23 protein-coding genes and 1 tRNA gene are annotated in these 22,646 nt (G+C 65.4%); 13 read left to right on the top strand and 11 right to left on the bottom strand.

Features of this window, described 5'->3' with window-relative positions; genetic code table 11:
* Positions 1–12: 12 nt before the first annotated feature.
* The 4 genes from H7F51_RS11070 to H7F51_RS11085 form a co-directional block, all read right to left on the bottom strand.
* Positions 13–330: a hypothetical protein gene (locus H7F51_RS11070; RefSeq protein WP_185664356.1), complete on the bottom strand. Its 318-nt coding sequence runs from the start codon at positions 328–330 to the stop codon at positions 13–15.
* Positions 331–716: 386 nt separating this feature from the next.
* The gene (locus tag H7F51_RS11075; RefSeq protein ID WP_185664357.1) at positions 717–1,118 is read right to left on the bottom strand and encodes a hypothetical protein; all 402 of its coding nucleotides are present in this window, start codon (positions 1,116–1,118) and stop codon (positions 717–719) included.
* Positions 1,119–1,201: 83 nt separating this feature from the next.
* Entirely contained in the window at positions 1,202–1,504 is a 303-nt protein-coding gene (locus H7F51_RS11080) for a hypothetical protein (protein WP_185664358.1), read from the bottom strand.
* Between the two features lie 5 nt (positions 1,505–1,509).
* Entirely contained in the window at positions 1,510–2,253 is a 744-nt protein-coding gene (locus H7F51_RS11085) for an OmpH family outer membrane protein (RefSeq protein ID WP_185664359.1), read from the bottom strand.
* Positions 2,254–2,799: 546 nt separating this feature from the next.
* Here H7F51_RS11085 and H7F51_RS11090 point away from each other — a divergent pair.
* On the top strand, positions 2,800–4,521 hold the full coding sequence (locus H7F51_RS11090; protein ID WP_185664360.1) for a DNA sulfur modification protein DndB: 1,722 nt from the start codon (positions 2,800–2,802) through the stop codon (positions 4,519–4,521).
* Between the two features lie 329 nt (positions 4,522–4,850).
* Here H7F51_RS11090 and H7F51_RS11095 read toward each other — a convergent pair.
* Both H7F51_RS11095 and H7F51_RS11100 read right to left on the bottom strand, forming a co-directional pair.
* A tRNA-Thr gene (locus tag H7F51_RS11095) sits at positions 4,851–4,926 on the bottom strand.
* 220 nt (positions 4,927–5,146) lie between these two features.
* A complete protein-coding gene (locus H7F51_RS11100) occupies positions 5,147–6,862 on the bottom strand; it encodes a UGSC family (seleno)protein (protein ID WP_185664361.1) in 1,716 nt (571 codons plus the stop codon).
* Between the two features lie 515 nt (positions 6,863–7,377).
* On the opposite strand from H7F51_RS11100, the gene H7F51_RS11105 reads away from it, so the two are divergent.
* From H7F51_RS11105 to H7F51_RS11115, 3 genes are all read left to right on the top strand, one after another.
* Positions 7,378–7,746, top strand: a complete 369-nt coding sequence (locus tag H7F51_RS11105) for a hypothetical protein (RefSeq protein ID WP_185664362.1) — start codon at positions 7,378–7,380, stop codon at positions 7,744–7,746.
* Positions 7,747–7,847: 101 nt separating this feature from the next.
* Entirely contained in the window at positions 7,848–8,741 is an 894-nt protein-coding gene (locus tag H7F51_RS11110) for an NAD(P)/FAD-dependent oxidoreductase (RefSeq protein WP_185664363.1), read from the top strand.
* The gene (locus tag H7F51_RS11115) at positions 8,738–9,979 is read left to right on the top strand and encodes a LysR family transcriptional regulator (protein WP_185664364.1); all 1,242 of its coding nucleotides are present in this window, start codon (positions 8,738–8,740) and stop codon (positions 9,977–9,979) included. The genes H7F51_RS11110 and H7F51_RS11115 overlap by 4 nt, the downstream gene beginning before the upstream one ends.
* Here the strand turns inward: H7F51_RS11115 and H7F51_RS11120 are convergent.
* Entirely contained in the window at positions 9,976–10,740 is a 765-nt protein-coding gene (locus H7F51_RS11120) for a class I SAM-dependent methyltransferase (protein ID WP_185664365.1), read from the bottom strand. The genes H7F51_RS11115 and H7F51_RS11120 overlap by 4 nt on opposite strands.
* Before the next feature lie 83 nt (positions 10,741–10,823).
* Between H7F51_RS11120 and H7F51_RS11125 the strand changes: the two genes are divergently transcribed.
* Genes H7F51_RS11125 through H7F51_RS11135 form a run of 3 tightly spaced genes read left to right on the top strand, consistent with a single transcriptional unit; the run spans position 10,824 to position 13,076 of the window.
* The gene (locus H7F51_RS11125; protein ID WP_185664366.1) at positions 10,824–11,630 is read left to right on the top strand and encodes a helix-turn-helix domain-containing protein; all 807 of its coding nucleotides are present in this window, start codon (positions 10,824–10,826) and stop codon (positions 11,628–11,630) included.
* Positions 11,627–12,265: a DUF938 domain-containing protein gene (locus H7F51_RS11130; RefSeq protein WP_185664367.1), complete on the top strand. Its 639-nt coding sequence runs from the start codon at positions 11,627–11,629 to the stop codon at positions 12,263–12,265. The genes H7F51_RS11125 and H7F51_RS11130 overlap by 4 nt, the downstream gene beginning before the upstream one ends.
* A gap of 58 nt (positions 12,266–12,323) precedes the next feature.
* Positions 12,324–13,076 carry an EF-hand domain-containing protein gene (locus H7F51_RS11135; protein ID WP_343061270.1) on the top strand — a complete coding sequence of 251 codons (753 nt, stop codon included), beginning with the start codon at positions 12,324–12,326 and terminating at the stop codon, positions 13,074–13,076.
* 19 nt (positions 13,077–13,095) lie between these two features.
* Here the strand turns inward: H7F51_RS11135 and H7F51_RS11140 are convergent, their stop codons facing one another.
* Positions 13,096–13,488, bottom strand: coding sequence for a DUF4440 domain-containing protein (locus tag H7F51_RS11140; RefSeq protein WP_185664369.1), 393 nt, complete (start codon positions 13,486–13,488; stop codon positions 13,096–13,098).
* A 13-nt stretch (positions 13,489–13,501) separates the two neighbouring features.
* Positions 13,502–13,708 carry a hypothetical protein gene (locus H7F51_RS11145; protein WP_185664370.1) on the bottom strand — a complete coding sequence of 69 codons (207 nt, stop codon included), beginning with the start codon at positions 13,706–13,708 and terminating at the stop codon, positions 13,502–13,504.
* A 122-nt stretch (positions 13,709–13,830) separates the two neighbouring features.
* Here H7F51_RS11145 and H7F51_RS11150 point away from each other — a divergent pair, with 122 nt between their 5' ends.
* Positions 13,831–14,214 carry a winged helix-turn-helix domain-containing protein gene (locus H7F51_RS11150; RefSeq protein WP_185664371.1) on the top strand — a complete coding sequence of 128 codons (384 nt, stop codon included), beginning with the start codon at positions 13,831–13,833 and terminating at the stop codon, positions 14,212–14,214.
* 6 nt (positions 14,215–14,220) lie between these two features.
* Here the strand turns inward: H7F51_RS11150 and H7F51_RS11155 are convergent, their stop codons facing one another.
* Positions 14,221–15,186, bottom strand: coding sequence for a LysR substrate-binding domain-containing protein (locus tag H7F51_RS11155; protein WP_185664372.1), 966 nt, complete (start codon positions 15,184–15,186; stop codon positions 14,221–14,223).
* A gap of 209 nt (positions 15,187–15,395) precedes the next feature.
* Here H7F51_RS11155 and H7F51_RS11160 point away from each other — a divergent pair, with 209 nt between their 5' ends.
* Positions 15,396–17,117 (top strand): UGSC family (seleno)protein, encoded by a 1,722-nt coding sequence (locus H7F51_RS11160; protein WP_185664373.1) that lies wholly within the window; start codon positions 15,396–15,398, stop codon positions 17,115–17,117.
* 83 nt (positions 17,118–17,200) lie between these two features.
* Here the strand turns inward: H7F51_RS11160 and H7F51_RS11165 are convergent, their stop codons facing one another.
* Positions 17,201–18,064: a LysR family transcriptional regulator gene (locus H7F51_RS11165; protein WP_185664374.1), complete on the bottom strand. Its 864-nt coding sequence runs from the start codon at positions 18,062–18,064 to the stop codon at positions 17,201–17,203.
* Positions 18,065–18,310: 246 nt separating this feature from the next.
* Between H7F51_RS11165 and H7F51_RS11170 the strand changes: the two genes are divergently transcribed.
* The 4 genes from H7F51_RS11170 to H7F51_RS11185 all read left to right on the top strand — a co-directional run bounded on the left by H7F51_RS11170 (position 18,311) and on the right by H7F51_RS11185 (position 22,436).
* Entirely contained in the window at positions 18,311–19,384 is a 1,074-nt protein-coding gene (locus H7F51_RS11170) for a beta-propeller fold lactonase family protein (RefSeq protein ID WP_185664375.1), read from the top strand.
* Between the two features lie 198 nt (positions 19,385–19,582).
* Complete coding sequence (locus H7F51_RS11175; RefSeq protein ID WP_185664376.1) at positions 19,583–20,788, top strand: lactonase family protein; 1,206 nt, start codon at positions 19,583–19,585, stop codon at positions 20,786–20,788.
* A gap of 34 nt (positions 20,789–20,822) precedes the next feature.
* A complete protein-coding gene (locus H7F51_RS11180) occupies positions 20,823–21,494 on the top strand; it encodes a GntR family transcriptional regulator (protein ID WP_185664377.1) in 672 nt (223 codons plus the stop codon).
* Positions 21,495–22,436 carry an aldo/keto reductase gene (locus H7F51_RS11185; RefSeq protein ID WP_185664378.1) on the top strand — a complete coding sequence of 314 codons (942 nt, stop codon included), beginning with the start codon at positions 21,495–21,497 and terminating at the stop codon, positions 22,434–22,436.
* Positions 22,437–22,646: the final 210 nt, after the last annotated feature.

Here is a 22,646-nt window from a genome sequence, read left to right on the forward strand (position 1 = left end):
GGGGTTGAGCGTTCAGATATTGATGACGTAATCGAGGTTCGGGCAGTCGTCCGGATCGTCAAAAGTGCACCATGGTCCACTTTTTTTGGGATCGGTGTGATAAAGTAGCTCAAAATTAGCCTCATCAAACAGGTCGTCTCCAAGAAGATGGGTTATTTTATTTACAATATCCATGTGACTCCTGCTTCCATTTAGCATTATCGCATAGATTAGTCCTGAGATACCATTTTGGCCTCGGAGAATAATGTGCTCTCGGATTCTTTGAATCTCCCGCAAGGCTTGAAGGGAGAACTCTACATCTTGGCGGATGTTGGCAATTGCTGCATTCATGTTTTGTGTGCTTTCGTTGTTGCGGGCTCCTTCTCGCTGAGGCGCGGCGAGGTTTAAAGGCTCAGTTTGGTATCACTTTTGCCGAGAGCCATTGGAAGGGGGCGTGGATCGCTGTCGGCAGCGATCGCTACATGGCGAGAGACATGGACTTGGACACCAGCCGGGATATCGAGAGCGGAGTACGTCAGCAGCGATTGGCGATCTGGCACCGTGACCATCGGGTGAATCCTTTCGGGCAAAAAAATGGCCTGTGGCGGTGACCACAGGCGGATGGATGCCGTTGATGACGGCGGGGACAGGTCAGTTGAGCGTGGGGCGTTCGGTGCCCTGCGGTGTGGCGAGTCTGACGATCAATTTTGTGCGTCGGAGTGGAACGGGGTGCCCGGTCAGAGGTCTGCTGGCCCTTCCGCCGATCGCAGCACGGCGTGGCAGGCGGTGACGAGTTCAGGTGCGGAGCGGCTGGTCAACGGCGCGAACAGCAAAAGGCCGTAACCATCATCGGACAGAATCCAGAGCACTTCTGCCCATGCATCGTGCCGGACAACGTATTCGGGGTCGGTGCTGAACAGGCCGGTGTCCCGATCGACTAGCTGGCGGTCGAGAACGTGCTCTGCGGCGTCCAGCCGGTTGCCGTCTTCGATGATGAGGAACACGGCCAGTTCGTGAAGGTCGTAATCGTCGTACTCGCGCAGCCGATCGAGGTGGGCCTGTAGCGGTGGGCGGATAGATTGTGCTGGTAGGTGGTCGAGGGCGTGTTCCGCCTCGGTCCAAGTGCGAATGTGGATCATGGTGCTGGGCCTTTCGGGCATAGAAAAAGCCCCCGGGAAGTGATCCCGAGGGCCGGATAGGGGTTGGTTATGTCAGGGTGGAGCTAGAGCTCTTTCCCGTCAGCAGGGGCGGGAAGCTGGCGAAGCGTTTGCTCGAAAGCGTCGGCCTCCTCTTTCTGTTTTTCCTTGCTCTTGAAGTATGCGCCCGCCGCAAACAGGGCCACCAAAGCGCAGGTGGTGATCACCGGGGCATAGGCGAAGGCATTCATCAAACCGCCCAATGTCAGCAGCGCGACCGTCTCTTTGGTCTTGAAGATCAGCCCTGCGATGATGATCAGGAACAAGGCCAGTTTGAATGCTGCAGCCAAGAGCGCGACAGCGGCAAAGAATGCGAGAACCTGCCACATATCCGTTACTCCATGACGGGCTCGCCAATGTTGCTGACGGAGCAATCGTCGGGATCGACCTGAGCCCGGATGACAGCTGCGCGCAGGGCTCCGAATCCGTTCTCGGCTCGGAACTCCATAATCACATTCCTGCGATCTGGATCAGGCACGATCAGGACGGTTTTCACGTGCTCGAACGATTTAGGATTGTGGAGCGAATCCCTAACTGCGTCGCTAAGTGCAGGGATTTTCTGGCCCCAGCTGTAGCAGGCCTCTAGCTTTTCTTTGATTTCAGCGAGTTGTTTGTTTTGCTCTTCCAATTTGGCGATGAGGTCTTGCGCCTGCTGCTTCTTCGCTTCTTGCTCCGCAGCTTGTCTGTCTTGTTCGGCCTGAACCGCTTCCTCTGCCCTTCTCGCTGCAAGCTCCTTTGCCCCGGCAGGTGTCTTCGCATACGCATTGTCCAGATTTACCGAGGCGTCGTTGGTCAGCATTATCGTCGGGATTATCGTGAGATAGGCAGCGATCTTTGCCTTTCCGGGTAGCCGGAAAAAGGCAGGTGTGCAGAGAAGGGCCGCAGTCGCGACGGCGGAAGCTAGTGCTGCGTAGTATAGTGGCGGGGAGGCACCTGGGAGTGCCGCCTTATGATAGTCGCCCAAAAGGGCAGCAAAGGTCAGGGCGAACAATGCTGCCACGCCCCATTGCCAGAACCGGAACAACACGAACGGCTTTTTGCGCCCTGCAACGGGCGGGGCGAATTCTTCGTCTTCCATGTGATTTCCTGTTTGCGGAAGGGATGGGCCGCGCCGATGGGCACGGGAACAGACCGCTAAGGTGCTTGCTGATGCATGTTCTCGCCCCCACGCCTGAGGAGCGACGTTCGGCTAGACCTTGCGCAACCCCTATGTACCTCTTGGGGCGCGGCCTAAGCCGGATGTTAGGAACCTGACCGTAGGCACAGGCGCATGCGCCTTTACCGGCGAACCGGCTGGACATACGCGCATGCCACCCGGCCTCCAAAATCTTGGTGACCGAGTTCCTACGGGTTTGGGGTTCCTACGCCCCACCTTCCGGCTTTCACGGAAGGCAGGAACCTTTTGGCGTGATATCAGGGCGTTCGCAAGGGACCCTGGACCTGTTCATATAAGATGGTTGGATTTGCGCAGGATGTGAGCAGCGATTCACCGCGCAGACCACCCCATGGAATGCCTTTAATGACGTCCAGGCATATATTTTAAAGTTCCCAGGGATATTATAATTGACGGACATCCAGATTGCCGGCAGATTCTGGTCATCGATTACGAATCAGGAGGCCCGCCATGTTTGGAAATACCGACGGAATGCCGAAGCACATGCTGTCCGACGAGGCTGAGGGGAAGCTCACGTCGCTAAGCTCGATGCTGGACCTTGGAACCGACGAGGAGCCGGTAAACGTTTTGATGGGGTACAATCTCGGCAATCCAACGTGGTGTGCCGACGTGAAGCTGGCGACATTTGTTGAGTGGTCTGAAATCGCGAACGATCCCGACAAGGGTGACATTGCGCAGCGTCGCCTCGACCCCAACCATGCCAAGAGTCTTGCTAGCTTCATGCTAAAGGGGTTGATCAACGCAGCGATTGTGCGACGCATGCTGCAGGGAAAGCCAGTTCCCCACATATACGCCGAAGTGCAAGGGCGGCTTGGAACTAAGCCGTACTGCGCCCTGCAGCCAGTCGTTGCCAACATTCGAGCAATTGACCCGAACAGCCCCTCCATTCGTGCGGAGCGCGGCGTTACAAGGTCAGGCGAAACGGTGGGGTTTAAAGTCTTCATGCCCAGGACGTATCGTTGGTGGGTCGTTGACGGCCAGCATCGTCGGTTCGGAGGCGAAATGTTGATGGACTGGCTGAAAGAAGTCACGCGAACCGGGCGTTACCCAGGCCGAGGTGGAATCATTGATTTCAAGGGAGATATCGATGACGATGAAATGCTCGTTTGGGTCGAGGCATTGGAATGCGCCAGAACGTTCGCGACCGTAAAAATTGAATTCCACCTCGGGCTGACGACAGATCAAGAGCGTCAACTTTTCCACGACCTCAACAACCTTGGGAAGAAGATTAACGTTTCGCAGGCAACTGAATTCGATCAGGGCAATCCCATAAATAACTTCGTGCGTGTTGAACTGGAAGATGGCATCGGTATTGTCACAACTGAACGAGATGTTAAGGATTGGGGTAAGGATGACGGATCGCTGCTGCGTAAGGATTTGGCCGGAATTAACGCTATTGCGTTCCTCAACAAGACAAACGCGCGGACTGCAACTCCTCTAGTCATCTCTGAGAGGAAGGAGGATATCGCTCGACTTTGGGAATCTATCAGCAATATTCCTGGATTTGGTGAAGATAAGGCAAAGGTTAAAACTGTTGCCTCTCAGCCTGTTGTTCTGAAGGCCCTTGCTAAGCTCGCATTCGATCTACTGTACTCTAATCGTCGTCCTGAAAATGGGCGTGATCTCTACGATCGTCTTGTTTCCAATCTCGACGATGTTAATTTTTCACATGATAACCGAATGTGGCGTTACTATCAGATGACCGAAGAAGAGCGGAATCATCCTGAGATTTCGGGGCTGGCTGCATTTCTTCCTGATAGCGGTCTGGTGACCCCTGACTCGAATCGCGACCTTGGTGCCTATCAAGGCGGCCTCATGCGGTTTGGTGCCAAGCATAACGATATCTATCCGATCCTCGCAGATATGATCCGTTGGAAGATGCACCTGCCCAACCGGCATTCGCCTTCTGAAAATGATCAACCTGGCACCCAGCGTCGTGGTCTGCCGGTGGACGGAACTGACTGTCGCTTCACATATGGCGGAAGGGATTATGTCGGGAAGATTGCCGACGGGTTGCTGGTGGTTGAAGGGTTTGGCGATGGCTTTAAGTCATTTTCAGCCGCCTCACACGCAGTCACCCAGACTAGTCGGAATGGATGGCTCGATTGGCATCTAAAGGATGCAACTGGCAGTTGGGTTCTTGCTGACGACTGGCGGCATCAATTTGACTAATTTTCCTGTAAGCCCCGATCTTCCAGTGAGGTCGGGGTTTCCATCTGCGGCGTCTCCTACAACGATCTTACGGCGACCCAAGCTCGACCCAGATAACGCCCATTTGGGCGGCTGTGACAGGCCAACGCGGCTTTCCTTGGATCAACCACCTGCTACCAGCCGAGAGGCCTTTCAAGTGCATGATTCTCAAGGATAAGGTGAACGTACTTTGGCCTGTTCACTGGGTATAGACGGGGTAACGCCCTTTCAGCAGGCAAAATCGCCCCTAGCAGCCCAAGGGTCGTTAGCTGTTAACCGCTGATTTTGCTCGGGAAAGTGCCTGAAAGGCGTGGTGCCGCTTAGGTGATTCGAACACCTGACCCCATCATTACGAATGATGTGCTCTACCGACTGAGCTAAAGCGGCACGCCCGGTGCCTTGCGGCGCGGGTGAGGGGGCCCTTTACAGGGCTCGGGCGCGGCGCGCAACGGGTTTGCGCGATCCTTTTTCGGGGTTTTTAACAGGCTGGGGTGGCCGGAACATTGGCGATGCCGTCCGGTTCAATCGGCCGTCCCGTCCCAGATGTGCGGAAGCCGCCGTCCCGGGGGCGGCGGCTTCCTTGTCTCAGGCGTTCGGCCCGCCGAGCTCAGGCCGGTTCGAGTTCGCGCTCGCCGGTCTGGCCGATCAGGTTGGCCCAGTTCTTCGGCAGGTCGATCGGCTTGGTCACCGGGAAGCCGATGTAGCCGTTGGACGAGCCGATCATCACGTGGTCGCGCGCCGGATCGCCGCTGACGATGATTAGGAAGTCGTCGGGGCTCGAGACCATCTGGATGTCGCGGTTGACGTCCATCGAGGTGCCCAGCTGTTCCGGCCAGTTGCCGTCGTTGATCCCCTTGTAGAACCGGTTGAGGATCATGCCCGAGAGCCGGCTGACCCGCAGCTTGGCGTTGTGGTAGAGATGCTCGCGCACCTTCTGCTTGGTCCAGCCCTGCGCCACCAGCGCCTTCATGATCAGCGGGGTGATGATCACGGTCGGGCGGGTGCGCATGCCGCGGAAGAAGAACTGGATGAACATGTTGTTGTCCGCCATGCGGGTTTCGATGTTCTTCAGGATCTGCTCGGCATTGGGGTCACCCACTTCGATGGCCTGGGTCATCTCGGTGCAGGCGGTGATGGTCACGGCGTTCTGGCCGAAAGCGAAGCCCTCGTCCTGGGCCAGTGTGTTCCACCCGGCCTCGGCGCAGGCATTCTCGTTCTCGGCGACGACGATGCGGAAGTTGCCGCCGTAGCAGCCCTTGTCGGCCTTGTGGGTGATGAACCCGCCGACATTGCGCAGGAACAGGCGCCAGAAGCGGCCGATCGCGGTGTTCGCCTGAAAGCCGGGGCGCAGCACGCCCTGGGTGTAGTTGAACTTGAGGTCCTTGATCATCGACCCGTTGACCATGAGCAGGGTCTCGGTCCCCGGGGTCTGGCCGAGGTGCTCGACGCCGAACTGCGGATCCACCATGGCATCGACGATGCCGAGCAGCACCGGCATGTATTCCGGGCGGCAGCCGGCCATGGCGCCGTTGACCGCGACGTTCCACACGGTGGCCTCGCGGTTGTCGGGCAGGATGACGCCGATCACTTCGTTCGGATCGCGGTCGGTGAACTGCAGGAACTCGTTCACGATATCCAGCGTCGGCGGAACGATGGGCAGGCCCTCGCTCCACTCGTTGGCGAGGAAGTGCTCCTGCACCTGGCGGTAGTTGCCGCTGAACACGATAGCGCTCTTGTCGAAATCGGCGTCGGGCGCTTCTTCCTCGGGCTGCACGGTCAGGCCGCGGATGACCTGGTCGAGCATGACGGTCGCGGCATTGTGGTCCAGTTCCTCGTCGGTGACGAAGTTCACGTGGCCCGGATGCACGGTATAGGGCAGGTTCGGCATGCCGAGGCCCTTGGCGGTGAAGCGGCCCTGCTTTTCAAAGCCCGAGCAGATCATGGCGACCGACGGAATGCCGAGGCGTTCGCAGTGGATCGCGGCGCGGGTAACGCCCGAGGTGCACGAACCGCAGCAGCCCACGCCGACCAGCGCGGCATCGACGCCGAACTCCTTGAACTTCTCTTCCAGCTCGGCCAGCGCCTCGCGCTCGTTATGGCCGTGGATCTCGCCGAATTCGCGCCACGAGATGAACTTGATCCCGGGGTAGCGCTTCTTCAGCTCGCGCTCCCACACGTCGAACATCTTGTCGCCCTTGAAGATCCAGTCCCACAGCTGGGCCACGGTCTTGCCTTCGAGGGTCTCGAGGCGGCGAGCGAGGCGCGCGCCGTCCTTCAGCTGGCGGCCGCTCGGCCACACGACGTCGTAAGTGTTGTTGTCCATGTCTCTCTCCCGAGTGATCGGTTGACGTGCGCCCCGCCTTCCGCGCGGCCGCAATCCGCCGGGCGCAGCGGGGGAGGCTGCGCCGCGGGCCGGGCGGCGGGACGGGGCATCGGGGCAAGCCGGAAAAAGCTGCTGCCGGCTCGCTCATGATCATGCGGGGCCGGCGCGGTGGTCACAATCCGGCGCGATGTGGCCGGACTTTGTGAAGTTGTTATGATCGCGATTGATCGTCCTGTGGCCGCGAAATACGCGCAAGGCATCGGCCCCCCGTGCCGCCTCCGGGCAGCGCCGCATGGCTAGCTGAAATCTGCTGCGAAACCTTGCGATCTGCGCGATCGGGCCGGGCGCTCATGGGGCGGAGGCAATTTCGCCAATTTGTGCCGAGGTATTGCAACCTTGTTATGCGGGCTTTCGCCGGGCGCCAATGCCTGCAAATCTTCCCTTCAGACACGCACCGGACTTCGGCGGCGAGTCGAGTTCTGGCCCGCGAGGGCGTGAAATCGGGAGAGATTTGGATGAGCAATCTTATGAACAAGGTCGATGGCGTCCGCGAGGTCAGCCCCGAAGTTGGCGCGAAGCTGAAGATCGTGGGCGAGATCGCCGATCTGGCGCGTGACAACCTGATCGTTCACGTCGGCAAGCCGGTCGGCTCGATCACCGGCTGGGTCGGGACGCTTTTCTGGCAGGTCTGGTCGGACCGCAGCGATGCCGCCGGCGTGGTTCACGCCCGCATCGACGAGGGCGAAGCCATGGTCTGGCAGTTCGACGCCGGGCTGAGCCGCGAGGCCGCGCTCAGCGCCGCGAAGGACCGCGTGATCGAAGAAGCCCAGGCCTTGCGCGCCGCGCGGCTGGCTGCGGCTGAGGCGGCACTGGCGGCAGCCTGAACCCGGCTTCGGCACTATTGAAAACAAGCACGCCCCGGGTCTGCCGCGCAGGCCCGGGGCGTGTCGTTTCGCGGGCACGCTGAGCAGGACGACGGTGAGCGATGATCCAGCACTTTGACCTGGCGGTGATCGGGCAGGGCTATGCCGGCCTTTGTGCCGCGCGCGAAGCGCGGGCGCGCGGGCTGTCGGTTGCCGCATTCGAGGGCGTGATGGTCGGCGGGGCGGTGATGACCGTGCTGGCGCTCGATCCTTCACCCGAGAGCTTCACCACCTCGGGGCCGGACCTTGGCGCGATCATCGGCATGGAGAATATCGACGCCGGGGTTGTCCCGCTGCTCGAGCCGGTGACGGCGCTGACCCCCGCGCCGGGGAGCGGCTGGACTTTGCATTGCCCGCAAGGCGTGCTCACCGCCCGGCAGGTCATCGTCGCCACCGGAACCCGTCCGCGCCTGCTCGGCGTGCCGGGCGTGGCGAGGCTGGTGGGCAAAGGCATCTCGCACTGCGCCGATTGCGATGGACCGGACCTGATCGGCAAGGACTGCGTGGTGGTCGGCGGCGGCGATGCCGCGTTCCAGGAGGCGGCGATCCTCGCGCGGATCGCGCGTTCGGTGACCATCGTGATGCGCGGCGCAGCACCGCGCGCACGGGCCGATCTGGTGGGCCAGGCACTGGCTTTCGCCAACGTCGTGCTGCTCTCCGGGCGTCAGGTGCGCGCGGTGATGGGCGACGGGCGGGTCAGCGCGGTGCGGCTTGACGGTGACGGCACCGACCTGGCCTGCGACGGGCTGTTCCTGTTCATCGGCGGCGAGCCGGAAACCGGGCTGCTACCGGAGGCCCTGCCGCGCGGCGAGAATGGCGGCCTGGTAACCGGCCCTCATGGCGCGCTCGGCCTGCCCGGGCTCTGGGCGATCGGCTCGGTCCGCGCGGGCTTTGCCGGGGGCCTCGCCGAAGCGGGCGAGGAGGCTCTTGCCGCCGTGGCCGCGCTGTGCCGTTGAAGCGTGCCAGTGGCGCGGGCGGGCCGGACAGCCTGTTCGTCCAGCTCCACAACCTCCAGATGGTCGCCGCCGTGGCCGCGAGCGGCTCGATCAGTGGCGGCGGGCGCGACCTCTACCGGTCGCCTTCGGTGGTCACGCGGGGCGTGGCCGAAGTGGAAGAAGTGCTCGGCATCGAGCTGTTCGACCGTTCGAGCAGCGGCTTTCGCTCCAACTGGTACGGCCAGCTGCTGATCGAGCGGATTCGCCGGATCGAGGAGGAGATCGCCGCGGCCATGGCCGAACTGGCGCGGGTGCGCGGCGGCGAGGCCCTCTCGCCCGCCAACCTGCGGCACCTGATGTACAGCGGGCGCAAGCTGCTGCTGCTGATCCACCTGTCCGAATCGCGCACGGCATCGGGCGCGGCGGCGACGCTGCGGATCACCCCGTCGGGGGTTTCGATGGCGCTGGGCCGGCTGGAGGAGGGGATCGGCCTGCGCCTGTTTCACCGCAACCTGCAGGGCATGGCCCCGACCGACGCGGGCGAGCGGCTGGTCTTGCGCGCGCGGCGGATGCGCGCCGAACTGCGCCATGCCTTGTCGGAACTGGCCTCGGCCGGGGGCGAGCCGACCGGGGCCGTCGTGGTGGGTGCCCTGCCGCTGGCCCGCACCGCCGTGCTGCCGAGGGCCATTGCCGCCTGCCTAGACCGTGCGCCGAGCGTGCGGATCGAGGCGATCGAGGCTCCGGCCGAGAACCTGCTGCGGCGCCTGCGCTCGGGCGAGGTCGACCTCGTCCTGACCGTGCCGGGCGAGGGCTTCGAGCCGCGCGGGGTGATCGCCGATCCGCTGTTCAGCGACCACTCGGTGGTGATCGCCGCCGCCGGTCATCCGCTGGCGGGGCGGCGGCTCGATCCGGCCGAGATCATCGACCAGCGCTGGATCCTTCCCGGTCGCCATTCGGCCAGCCGCGCCCTGTTCGATCGGCAGCTCGCCGCGCAGGGCCTGTCGCTGCCACCCCCGGCGGTGCAGACGGCGGACCTGGCGCTGATCCGCCGCCTGCTGCGCGAACGCGGCGACATGCTGGCCCTCACCTCGCGCGAGCTGGTGCAGGACGAACTGGCGAGCGGCACGGTTGCCGCGCTGGACCTCAACCTGCCGCCGATCGCGCGCGAGGTGGTGATGCTGAGGCGGGAAGGGGCCATGCTGTCCCCCGCCGTTCAGGCCATGATCGCGGCAGCGCGCGAACAGGTCGCAGTCGCCTAGCTCGCCTCGATCGTCACCACGTCGAAGCTGAACGAGCCGTCGGGTTCGATCTCCAGCGCGCGGGCAACCGGCGTACTCGCTCCCGCGAGGAGCGAGCGGATCGCCGCGACATGGCTTTCCGGCGGGCCCATCCGCGCGATCCACGAGGCGAAGTCCATCCTGAGCCGGTGAGTACGAACCGCGTTGACGGTGAACCCGGCACGGCCCAGCCCGGCCAGCCACTCGCTCGCCCGGTAATCGCGCACGTGCGAGGTGTCGCGCAGCAGTTCGACCGCCTGGAGGTGGACATCGGCCACCGAGTCTTCCGGTGCGGCCACGTCGACAAAGGCCGCGCGCGAACCTTGCCGCAACACCCGCCGCGCCTCGCGCAGGCCCGCTTCCCAGTCGCGCCAGTGGTGCGCGGTCATCCGGCAGGCGAGGAAATCGAACGCGCCGTCGGCAAAGGGCAGGGCCTCGGCCGGGGCGACGGCGCCGGTGATGTTGGCCAGCCCGCGTTCGGCAGCGGCGGCACGCACCGCCGCGACCATATCCGCCGACAGGTCGCAGGCCACGACTTCGCCCGCATGGGGGGCGATGCGGTATGAGACGTGCCCACCGCCGCAGCCGAGGTCGAGCGCGCGGGCCGGGCGCAGCTCTGCCGCGACCTGTTCGATCCGGTCGAGGTCCGGCCCGGCGGCGTGGACCGGGCTGCTGACATAGGCGGCGGCGCGCGGCGCGAATTGCGTGATCACCCGCTGCTCGTGCGATGGTTCTTGCGGCATCGATGTAGCTCCTTTGGAGGGGCGATGTGATCCCGTCGTTTACCTGTTACAATGGACAATCTTATCCTGTTATAAAAGGTGCCATGACCACGCCCGAACAACGCCGCCTACTGGGCGCCTTCGTCCGTGCCCGGCGCGAGGCGCTGCGTCCCGAAACGCCGGGCGCCCGCCGCCGCACCCCGGGCCTGCGCCGCGAGGAACTGGCCGCGCGCGCGGGGATCGGGGTGACTTGGGTTTCGTGGATCGAGCAGGGGCGCGAGGTCAGCCCCTCGGCGCACAGCCTCGCGCGGCTGGCCGGTGCCTTGCAGCTCGGCCGGGCTGAACGCGCCTACCTGTTCGAACTGGCCGGGCGGCGCGACCCAGACGATCCCTTCGCCGCGCCCGAGGGGGCCGCGCCCGCCGCGCTCGCGGCCGTGGCCGGCGCGCTCGGCTGGCCCGCTTATGGCCTCGATCCGGCCTGGCACGTGGTCTGCTGCAATCCGGCCGCGCGCCGCCTGCTGACCGGGCTGGACGGGGAGGGCGATCATCCCAACCTCCTGCGCTGGGCCTTCACCAGCCCCGCTGCCCGCGCGCTCCTGCCTGATTGGGAAGACCGCGCCGCGCGCCTCCTCGCGGAATTCCGGGCCGACTATGGGCGCCATCCCGACGATCCCGCCGCCCGCGCGGTCGTGGCCTGGCTGACCGGCGAATCCGCGCTGTTTCGCGCCTGCTGGGAGCGTCAGGCGGTGACCGGGCGCGCGGGCGGGCTGCGCCGCTTCCGCCATCCCGAGGACGGAGACCTGACCTTTCGCCAGCACACCCTGCGGGCCGACGACCGCGCCGATTTCAAGCTGGTCGCGCTCGAACCGGTCCCGTCCGGGGCCGAACGATCCGGAGATGACCAGCCATGAGCGAGACCCACGATGCCCGCCAGTCGGCCCCGGCCGCCCTGCGCAACCGCGAGCCGATCCTCGCCGCCTTGCGCGATGTCCTGCCGCCGTCCGGCCACGTGCTCGAACTGGCGAGCGGGACGGGCGAGCATGTCGTCCATTTCGCCCGGCATCTGCCCGGGCTCGAATGGCAGCCGTCCGATCCTTCGGCCCCGGCGCGCCGCTCGATCGCGGCATGGATCGCGGCGGAGGGCCTGACCAATGTCCGCCTGCCGCTGGCTCTTGACGCGATCGACGCGAACTGGCCGATCGACCGGGCGGCGGCCATGCTGTGCATCAACATGATCCACATCAGCCCGTGGGCGGCGACCGAAGGCCTGCTGCGCGGGGCCGGACGGATTCTGGAGGCCGGAAGTCCGCTCTGCCTCTATGGCCCGTTCCGCCGCGCCGGACACCCGCTGGAGCCGAGCAACGCGGCCTTCGATCAGGATCTGCGCGCGCGCAATCCCGCCTGGGGCCTGCGCGAACTGGGCGAGGTCGAGCGTTGCGGCGAAACGCATGGACTGGTGCTGGAGCGATGCCTTGCCATGCCCGCCAACAATCTCTTCGTGGTATTTCGCAGGGTTTTGAGCGCCGCGCCGTTAGACGCTGTGTGAGCCATGTCGCTCGCTCGCCCGTCGACCATGAGGTTCCGCTCCGATGCCCAGACTTTCCTTGATCCTTTCCCTCCTCCTGCTCGGCTCAGCCGTGCCCGCGCTGGCGCAGATGGGCGGCGGTGACGGCGGAATGGGCGGCATGGGTGGCGGCGGTATGGGCGGCGGAGGGCGCCAAGGCGGGCGGGGCGAAGGTCGCGGAGAAGGCGGGGGCATGGGCGGGGCGCGCGGTCCCGAGGCGCCGAAGCCGATCAAGCGCGAGCGCTTCGACAAGATCGTCGCCGCCATGTTCCGCGAGGCCGATACCAACCGCGACGGGCTGGTCACGATCGCCGAACTCAATGCCCTGATCGAAGGGCGGCGCGATGCGGCGATCCGCGCGCGTTTCGCCCGGGTCGACGGCAACCGCGACGGGGTGATCAGCCAGGACGAATTCGCCGCATGGCAGAAGCAGATGGGCTCGGCGGCCTTGCAGGAGGGCAGCGCCACCGGCAATCGCGGCGAAATCATCCCGGATTCGATCATGCCCGATCCCGGCGACAAGGCTGAGGACGCCATGCTGGCCGCGCTGATCGCGCCGCTCAACGCCACGGTGATCGCTCAGGCCAATACCAATTACGACGCGGGCCTGTCGCTCGATGAACTCATCGCCTTCGAGGGCAAGCGCTTCGTAGCGGCCGACACCAACGGCGATGGCTGGCTGACCATGGACGAGCTGCGGCCCCGCCGCCAAGGTGGCGGGCAGGGCAGCGGACCGGCCGGCGGCGGCGCTCCGGGGCCGGCCGGGATGGGGCGCGGAATGCCGCCGGGGTGAGGGGATTAGGCGTCGGTGCTCAGGCCAGCGTGACGAAGATTTCGGCCTCGATGATCCATTGCGCCCCGGCCTTGCGCCACTTGGCCGCGTAAGTACCCCGGGCGAGGGTCTGGCCCGAACCGGTTACGCCCTCCCACTGGCCAAGCTCCATAGCGATGGGCTCCAGCGGCGAGACTTCGACCGACTGCGGCAGCCGGGTATAGACCGTGCGGACGGGCGCGGCGAATTCGCGCTTCCATGCGAGAAGCTGTGCCTTGCGGCCCGCGATCACCGCGCTGTCGGTGCCGGTGACGAGGATCGCGTCTTTCGCCAGAAGCGGCTCGATGGCGGCGAGGTCGGCCGCGGCCAGTGCGCGGTTGAACGCGGCGCGCTGCAGGCGGATGGCAAGCTGCGCGGTTTCAGCCGTTTCCAAGGCGCCGGCCCGCTCAGTCCGGCGCCTTGGGCGTGACCCAGATCTCGACCGGGGCGACGAACTTGCCAGGAGCGGGCTTGCGCACTTCGATCCGCTCGGCAGTGACCAGTTCGCCGCTCTGCAGGTTGAAGGAGATCCATGGCTTGGGCATCCGCCCGAAGGTCATCTTCTGGATGGGCTGGCCGGTGGCGCTGTTCATGATGGTGGCGATGATGCTCATGCGGCTGGCGGTAACGGCGGGCGGGGCGCCTTGTCCAGCCGGGCGCGGGGCTATTGCCCGGCAAAATCCGCAGGCATGACAAGTGGCTTGGCCGCGCCCGGGCAGGCGGCTAGAAAATGGTCATGTCCGGCGCCAGCAACCCCCTCAAGATCAAGCTGCAGCTCTATTGCGGCGATGAAATCGCCATGGGTCCGGGCAAGGCCGACCTGCTCGAGGCGATCGCGCGCGAAGGGTCGATCTCGGCGGCGGGGAGGGCGCTGGGAATGAGCTATCGTCGCACCTGGCTGCTGGTCGATGCGATGAACCGCTGCTGGGACGTGCCGCTGGTCGAGACCGCGATGGGCGGCAAGCAGGGTGGCGGCGCGCGGGTCAGCCCGCGCGGAGAGGCTGTGCTGGCAGCATACCGGGCCTTGCAGGACGACCTGACGCGGGCGAGCGAGGTGTCGCTCGGCGCGCTGACGGCGGCTTTGCGGGGCAGCCCGCGCGCAAGCCAGCACGAGGGCTGAGCGCGGTCAGGCGGCCCAGTGGGCGATGCGGCTGGTCAGGTCGAGGCCGCGCTCGCCGTGGATCACCCGGTCGATCTCCTCGCGGCTGAGTGTTGGCGCCAGTTCGCGCAGCAATTCGAACACGTAGTCGCGCTGGATCCGGTCGCTGCGCAGGATCGCCCAAGTGATGCAGCCGGGAAAGACATGAGCGGCCGGTAGCCGGACGAGGTCCTCGTCTTCCGGGGTCAGGGCCATCTCCGCGACGATGCCGATGCCGAGGTCGAGCCGGACGAAGGTCTTGATCGTATCGGCGTCGCGCGCGGTGCAGGCGATGTTCGGTTCGATCCCGGCCTCGCGGAAGGCGCGGCCCATCTTGAAATCGGCCTGGGTCGCCGTGTCGGCCGCGATCAGCGGATATTGCGCGATCTGCGTGAGCGAGAGCGGCGCGTTGCCGCCCGCCAGTGGATGGCCGGGCAGGGCGACCAGCGCGCGGTTCCAGCGAAACAGCGGCAGGGCGACGTCGCCCGCCGGACGCTCGCCCTCGGTACTGACGAGGGCCAGATCGATCTCGTCGCGCTCGAGCAGATCGAGGCATTCCTCGCCCCCGCCCGGCCGCAGGCGGAGCTGCACCGCGCCAAAGCGTGCGCGCAGGCGCCCCAGCGCGGCGGGAAGGACGAACCGGCCAAGCGCCTGGGTCGTGGCGACGCGCAGGGTGCCGCGCGTTTCCCGGCGGTGATTGGCGGCGAGCGCCTCGATATTGCGGACCTCGCCCAGCACGGCGCGGGCCCGCGCGAGTACTTCGCCGCCGGCGCGCGTGATCTGGGCCAGGCTCTTGCCGTGGCGCACGAAGACCTGGAAGCCAAGCTCCTCCTCGATCTGGCGCAACTGGCGCGACAGGGCGGGCTGGGTGGCGTTGAGCCGGGCCGCGGCAAGGCTGATGTTGAGCTCGGCATCGGCGATGGCAAGCAGGGTGCGCAACTGGTTCAGCGTCATCGGCGTATCACGGCTCTCATAACGGATCGACTGGGCGATAGGCGAAAAGAGGCGCGGTTTCGAGCGAAAAGGTTGGATTGACGGCGTTGCTTATAACGGTTCGGTATATCGATATCCGCAACCGCGATTGGCCCCGCCGTCCCCCGGGCCTTATTCGCGCCGCCATCACCGGCCCTTCGCCGGGCCTGCCATTGCTTGGGAGAGACACGATGAGCGAACCGATCTACGAAGTCCTGTGGCCGCTGGGCCGCTCCGCCATCAAGGAAATCGAGGCCAAGCCGCGCATTGCCGACCTCTCGGCGGCGACCATCGCCCACCTCTCGCACTATGGCTTTCGCCATGACGAGATGATCCCGGTGATCGAGGAAACGATGAGCGCCCGGTTTCCCGGCATCAAGTTCGTCGGCCCGGCCGAATTCGGCAATATCCACGGCCCCAAGCACGGCAAGGAAGACCTGCCCGTCCTGCCCGCCCGCCTTGCAGAGCATGGCGTTGACGGGGTGATCACCGGCATTGGCAGTTGCGGCACCTGCACCCCGGCCGTGGTCCGTGCCAGCGCCGTGGCCGAGCGCGCCGGCGTGCCGAGCACGACCATCGTCGCCACCTCGTTCCTGAAGCAGGCGGCCGTCAACGCCCGCGGCGAAGGCATGGCCGATCTGGGCGTCTCCGAATTCCCCGGCGTGATCCTGACCCAGAGCGCCGAGGAGCTGCGCAAGAACGTCGCCGAGACGCTGGTGCCCAACATCATCCGCGAACTGACCAAGTCGATCGTGGTCGAAGAAGAAGCCGATGAGCCGGAAGCGCGCGACGTGGTGTTCAAGGGCACCTTCGACGAGGTCCAGGAATTCTTCCTCGAGAACCACTGGTCCGACGGCCTGCCGGTGACTCCGCCGACCGTCGAACGAGTCGAGGCCTTCCTCAAGTACACCAGCCGCAATCCCGGCGAAGTGCTGGGCGTGATCCAGCCCGCCAACCGCGAGGCCACGATCTGGGCCACGGCGGTCAACGGCGTGATGAGCGGCTGCCGCCCGGAATACATGCCGATCCTGATCGCCATCGTCGAAGCCATGGCGGAGCCCAACTTCTACGCCCGCGATTTCGGCGCGACCCCCGGCCTCGAGCCGATGGTCGTGGTCAGCGGCCCGATCGTGAAGCAGCTCGGCTTCAACTACGGCACGGCCGTGATGCGGGTCGGCCGCCAGTCGAATACCTCGATCGGCCGCTTCGCCCGCATGTTCCTGCGCAACCTTGTTGGCCTGCGTTTCACCCCGGACGAATCCGACAAGGCGACGATCGGCCTCGGCATGAACGTGGCCGCCGCCGAGAACGAGGATGCCGTGACCGAGATCGGCTGGACCTCCTTCGCGCAGGACCAGGGCTTCGCCCGCGAGGACAACGTGGTGACCGTGCAGAGCGTGATGTGCTCGACCATCCCGATCTATTCCGCCGGTGAAACGGCCAAGGAGCATGTTGACCGGCTGGTCGAGATCTTCGGCGGCACTTGTGCGGGCTGGGCCCACACTGGCATCAAGAAGGCGAAGAACTTCCCGTTGCTGCTGATGAGCCCCGGCGTTGCCAAGATCATCGCCCGCGACGGCTGGTCGAAGCAGGACGTCCAGCGCTACATCTGGGAAAACACCAAGATCAAGGTGTCGACCCTGTACCGCCACGCCTGGGAACTGGGCTACACCAGCTTCGACCTCAAGGAACTGCACGCCGAGGGCATGGTCTCCGACGCCTATGTGGAATCGGAAGATCCGGAACGGCTGGTCCCGGTCTTCGTCAAGCCGGAAGGGATCGGCATCGTTCTCGCCGGCGATCCGGGCCGCAACCAGAGCCGCGGCTATGTCCAGAACCAGAGCCACGGCTATCCCACGGCCAAGAAGATCGATCTTCCCGCAAACTGGGAAGCCCTGATCGCCAAGGCCTGAGTGCCGGCATCAACGCGAAACGAAGGAGGGGAAGGGCGCTGTCCTTCCCCTCTTTCGCGTTGCCCGTCGAGGGCGCAGCAGGCTCAGGGATCGACCGCGTTGATCAGGCAGTCGGCCAGATGCCCCGCGACCGGGTCGGGCGCGCTCATCACCGAACGGACGAAGCCGATCTCGCGGTAGAGGTCGGCATCGCCGAGCGGGACCGTGCGAATGCCCGCGGGCAGGGGCATGTGGCGCTCGGATACCGGGATCAGCGCGACGCCGAGCCCGTTCTGGACCATCGGCATCATCGCCTGCAGCGGGATCTCGACCGCTTCCTTGACCGAAAAGGGCAGGGTGCGCAGGAAGCGGTTGACGAGGCGGCCGCCGGCCGAAAGCCGGTGATAGCGCAGGAATGGCTGGGTCTGGAGCAGCTCCTGCCAGTCGTCGCCCTTGGTCTCGGCATGGGCGATCAGGACATAGGGCTCGCGCATCAGGCTGTGCCATGTCATGTCCGGCGGCAGGTCGATCGGGGGGCGGATCATGATGGCAAGGTCAAGCTCGCCCGAATCAACCTGGTCGACGAGATGGAGCGAGAGCCCGGGAAAGACGTGGACGCTGCATTCCGGATAGCGCTGGCGAAACGAGACCAGCCCGCGGGCCAGGATCGAGGATTGCACCGAGGCGATGGCGCCGATCCGCAGCATGGTGGTCGTGCTCCCCGCCTCGGGATCGCTGAGCTTGTCGAACAGGCCGAGGATCGCCTCGGCACGGGGCAGGGTGCGCTCCCCCATGCCGTTCAGCTTGGCGGAGCGGCCGGTGCGATCGAACAGGATCAGGCCGAGGTGCTCCTCGAGCCGTTTCATCTGGGCGCTGACCGCTGCCTGAGTCAGGCCGACACGGCCCGCCGCGCTGGCGAAAGTACCGTGGCGGGCGATGGCTACAAAGGTGCGCAGTTCGGTGATCATCGCCTGACTCTCAAATTTTCGTTGCACTCAGCATCAAAATATATCGTTTTCCCTCGGCAATACACAATGGCATCTCACAGAGTGAGAGCGTGCAGGGCACTCCAGCCACCAAGCGACGCCGCGTGAAGGAGAGATGCTAATGCTCAGCGCCATGGCATGGGAACGGGAAGCAGTGGCCCGTTCAGTCGCCAGTGGCCGTTCGCGGCTGGCCCCGGTCCTGACTTCGTCGCAGCCGGAGGTGACGCTGTGAGCGTGAGCCATGCCGCGCCCGGCGGCACTTTCGTTTATGTCGCGCAGAACGGCGCCCGGCAGATCTCGGTGCTGCGCATGGCGCCGGAAAATGGCGCGCTGACCTGGGTCGAGGACGTGCCCGCCTCGGGCAATGTCCAGCCCATGACGGTGAGCCCGGACCGGCGCTTCCTCTATGCCTCGCTGCGCAGCGAACCGTTCTCCGTCGCCAGCTTCATGATCGACGGTGGCACCGGCAAGCTCACCCACATGGGCGACACGCCGGCCTACGAATCGATGGTCAACATCGCGCTCGACCGCACCGGTCGCTTCCTGTTGGGTGCCAACAACCCCAAGAAGGTTCTGCGCACGGGCAACCTTACGGTGGCGCCGATCGGGCCGCAGGGTTTTGTCCAGCTCCATGACCAGATGGTGCGCACGCCGCCCAAGCTGCACTCGGTCCAGGTCGATCCGTCCAACCGCTTCATCCTTGGCGCCAGCTGCGACGGCGATGCGATCATTCGCCATGCGTTCGACGCGGCGACCGGCGAACTCTCGCTCGAGCCGCTCACCCCGGTGATGGTCGAGCCCGGCCGCGGCCCGCGCCATATCCGCTTCCACCCGAGCGGCCGGTTTTTCTACGTGGTCAACGAATACGATGCCTCGGTCGTCGTGTTCCGCTACATTCCGCAGAGCGGGATGCTGGCTGAAGTCCAGATCGTCGATGCCAAGCCGGAAGGCTATGTCCCGGGCGACCGGCGCGGCAAGGGCATCTCGGCCGCTGGCGCGGATCTGCACTTCACCCCCAACGGGCGCTGGCTGTTCGTGTCGGTGCGCGGCTCGTTCACCATTGCGGTCTTCGCGGTCGATCCGGCCACCGGCAGATTGACCGTGGCCGGGCACTTCCCGGCTCCGGCCGAACCGCGCGGGCTCGCGGTCGATCCGCTAGGTCGCTACCTGCTGGCGGCGGGCGACGTCGCCAACAACCTGGTGGTTCACCGGATCGACGGGCAGAGCGGTGCGCTGGAGGTGATCGACGAATATCCGATGGGCGACGGGCCTAACTGGATCGAATGCGTAAGGCTTCCCTAGGCGCGGCAGAGCAGGGCTGAGCGTCCTGCGCCGCAACCCGAGGGGGCATGAAGCTGCAGGCCACCTCGAAGGCGGGAGTGGCGCTTGCCCCTGTCTCCGCGGCAGGGGGGCTGCGACACGACACAGGAATTGTCATCGGGTGGAGAGGCGAATGCAAAACCCCTCTTCCGGCTGCAATGCGAAGGAGTGCCTGACACGATGAGCGCGCCTGTTGCCAAGCCCGCGCGGCCGATTTCGGCCTATGTTGCCGTTGGCGCGACGATCACGAACTACGTCATCGATCCCGCTACCGGGACGTTGACGCAGCGGGGCTCGATTGTGCTGCCCGCCCGGCTGCAATATGCCTGGCCGCACCCGAGCCTGCCGATCCTCTATGCTGCTTGCGCCGATCGCGCGCCGGCGGAGGGCACGCATCCTTTCCAGCTCTGCGCGCTCTGGCGCGACGAGGAGGGCAACCTCGCGCAACTGGGCGAAAGCGCCCCGCTGGCGGCCCGTCCGATCCACAATTGCACCGACGTCGATGGCGGCTACGCGTTGACCGCCTATGGCGATGCGCCGGGCCTGACCGTGCACAAGCTCAATGCCGACGGCACGATCGGCGCCGAGGTCCCGCGCGACGAGGGGTTCGAGTTCGGCAACAAGCCGCACCAGATCCGCGTTACGCCGCACAACCAGCGGGCTATCCTCGTCTCGCGCGGGAACAAGGGCTTCGGCGGGCCGAAGTACATCGAGGGCGGCTTCAGGATGGTCGCCTTCCGCGATGGCGCGGTGCGCAACGAGGAGACGGTGATCCCGCCGGTCGACAAGGCGCCGCGCGGCTTCAACCCCCGCAACGTCGATTTCCACCCGACCGAGCCGATCGTCTATGCGGTGATGGAGCCGCAGAACGAGCTGTGGTCGTTCCGCATGGACGGCAGCGTGATCGCGCCCGATCCGCTGAGCGCGGACAATATCCTCGCTCTCCCCGAAATGGTGCACAAACGCCAGGACGGCGGGGCGGTCGAGGTTCATCCTTCCGGGCGGTATGTCTACGTCGCCAATCGCAACGACGGTTATGTCGACGGCCATGCGGGGCCCTCGTGGCTCAATCCCGATCCGCTTCCAGTCTTCCCGGGCGGTGAGAACAACATCGCCGTGTTCGACCTGGCCGGGCCCGGCGGCAGGCCGGTGCTGGTCCAGCACGTCGACACCCGGGGCCTGCATCCCCGGACCTTCGCGGTCGATCCGACCGGGCGCTATCTCGTGGCGGGCAACAACGCCCCCACCGTGATGCCCGGCGGCGAGCAGGTTCCGGCGAGCTTGGCGGTGTTCGGGATCGGCGACGATGGCCGCCTGACCTTTCTCTACAAGCACGATCTCGACGTCGGTGCCGAGAAGGTCTGGTGGATGGGCATCGCGGGCTGATCGCGGGACAGCTAGAGCGGGAAAGGCGGGAGACATGACCAGCGGCGCGGAAGGGCGAAATCAGCGGACCGGCAGGGGGCATGGCCTTGATACGGCCGTGGTCGCCGATACGATCCGCGCCCGGATCGTGGGCGCGCAACTGGCTCCGGGCGAAACCCTGTTGCAGGCCACGCTCTGCAGCAATCTCAAGGTTAGCCGGCATGTGCTGCGCGGGGCTCTGCTCTCGCTGCACCATGCCGGCCTGATCGAGCAGAAGAGCGAACGCCGGACCCGGGTCCGGGTGGTCGAGGACAGCGAGGTGCGCGATATCCTCGAGGTGATGGCCGTGCTCGAACAGGTCTGCGCCGGGCGCGCGGCCCAACGTATCGCCGCCGACGGGGCCCGCCGGTTGCGGACCCGGGGCAAGGCGCTCGTCGAGGCTGCCGGTGCCCAACCGGCGTCCTTCGTCGCGGCGGAGTGTGCGCTGGGTTTGGAATTGGCGCGCATTGCCTGCCATCAGGTTGCCATGGACCTGCTGCAGGTCCTCCATGCCCGGATCGGTGCCAGTGCGGCGGCGCTCCCCGAGGGCATCGAGGCGCAAACGGTCTTGGCCTCGGCCTGGATGAACGTGATCGAGGCCGTGTGCCGGGGCGACGAGCCGGGCGCGGTCGAGGCAATGGAACGGGTCCAGGGCGCACGCAGCCCCGGCCGGATGGGAGACAGGTAAGTGCGCAGTCGGTCAATCGGTTCGCTGGAAGTGTCGATCGTGGGGATCGGCTGCAACAATTTCGGGCGCGAGCTCGATCTTGCGGCCACCTGTGCCATTGTCGACGCGGCGGTCGATGCGGGGATTACCTTCTTCGACACGGCTGACCGCTATGGCGATCCCAAGACGCAGAGCGAGACCTTCCTCGGCGAGGCGCTGCGCCCGCACCGCGACAAGGTCGTGCTGGCCACCAAGTTCGGCCGCTGGCTCGATGCCGAGCGGGGCGGGGCTTCGGCACGCTATGTCCGCTCGGCGACCGAGGCCTGCCTCAAGCGCCTGCAGACCGACCGGATCGACCTGATGCAGCTGCACATCCCCGATCCCGACACCCCGATCGAGGAAACCCTCGGTGCGCTGCAGGACCTGATCAAGGAAGGCAAGATCCGCGAGATCGGCAGCTCGAACTTCACGCTGGAAGACATTCGCGGCGCCGCGGCGGCCTCCGCCGGGGGCAAGCTGCCGCGCTTCATCACCACCCAGCTCGAATACAGCCTGCTGCACCACCGCGAGGTGGCCGGCCTGATCGCAGAGTGCGAGCGCGAGAACGTGCTGGTCCTGCCCTTCCGTCCGCTGTTCCATGGCCTGCTGACCGGCAAGTACCGGCCCGGCGAACCCGCCCCTGCCGGTTCGCGGATCGGCAGCAAGAATGCGGATTACCAGGCCCGGATCCTTACCCCGGAAAACCTCGCCACGGTTTCCGCGCTGATCAGCTTTGCCGAGGCGCGCGGCCATACCGTACTCGAACTCGCCTTCGCCTGGCTGCTCGCCCATCCGTTCGTGCCCTCGATCATCGCCGGGGTGTCCTCGCCGCGTCAGGTCGTTTCGAACGTCGCTGCAGCGCAGTGGGAGCTGACCCCGGCCGAGAAGGCCGAGGTCGATGGCCTGCTGGCAGTGACGGCATAAGGCGCCCCATTCATCGGCGCTCGCCACGAGGGTGGGCGCCGATTATCGTCTCACTGTTCGTCAGGACCCACGTGCGGCCCTGCGCCGGAAAGGACCTGACCCATGTCGCCTGACTTTGCCGCCTCGGCCGAGACGGATACGATTTCCTCGCCCCCGCCGCAGCGCTGGCGCCTGTCGGACGTGTTCAAGGGCACGCGGGGGGCCTTGCTC

Origin of the sequence: Novosphingobium flavum, from assembly GCF_014230315.1 — a bacterium.
Lineage (GTDB): Bacteria > Pseudomonadota > Alphaproteobacteria > Sphingomonadales > Sphingomonadaceae > Novosphingobium > Novosphingobium flavum.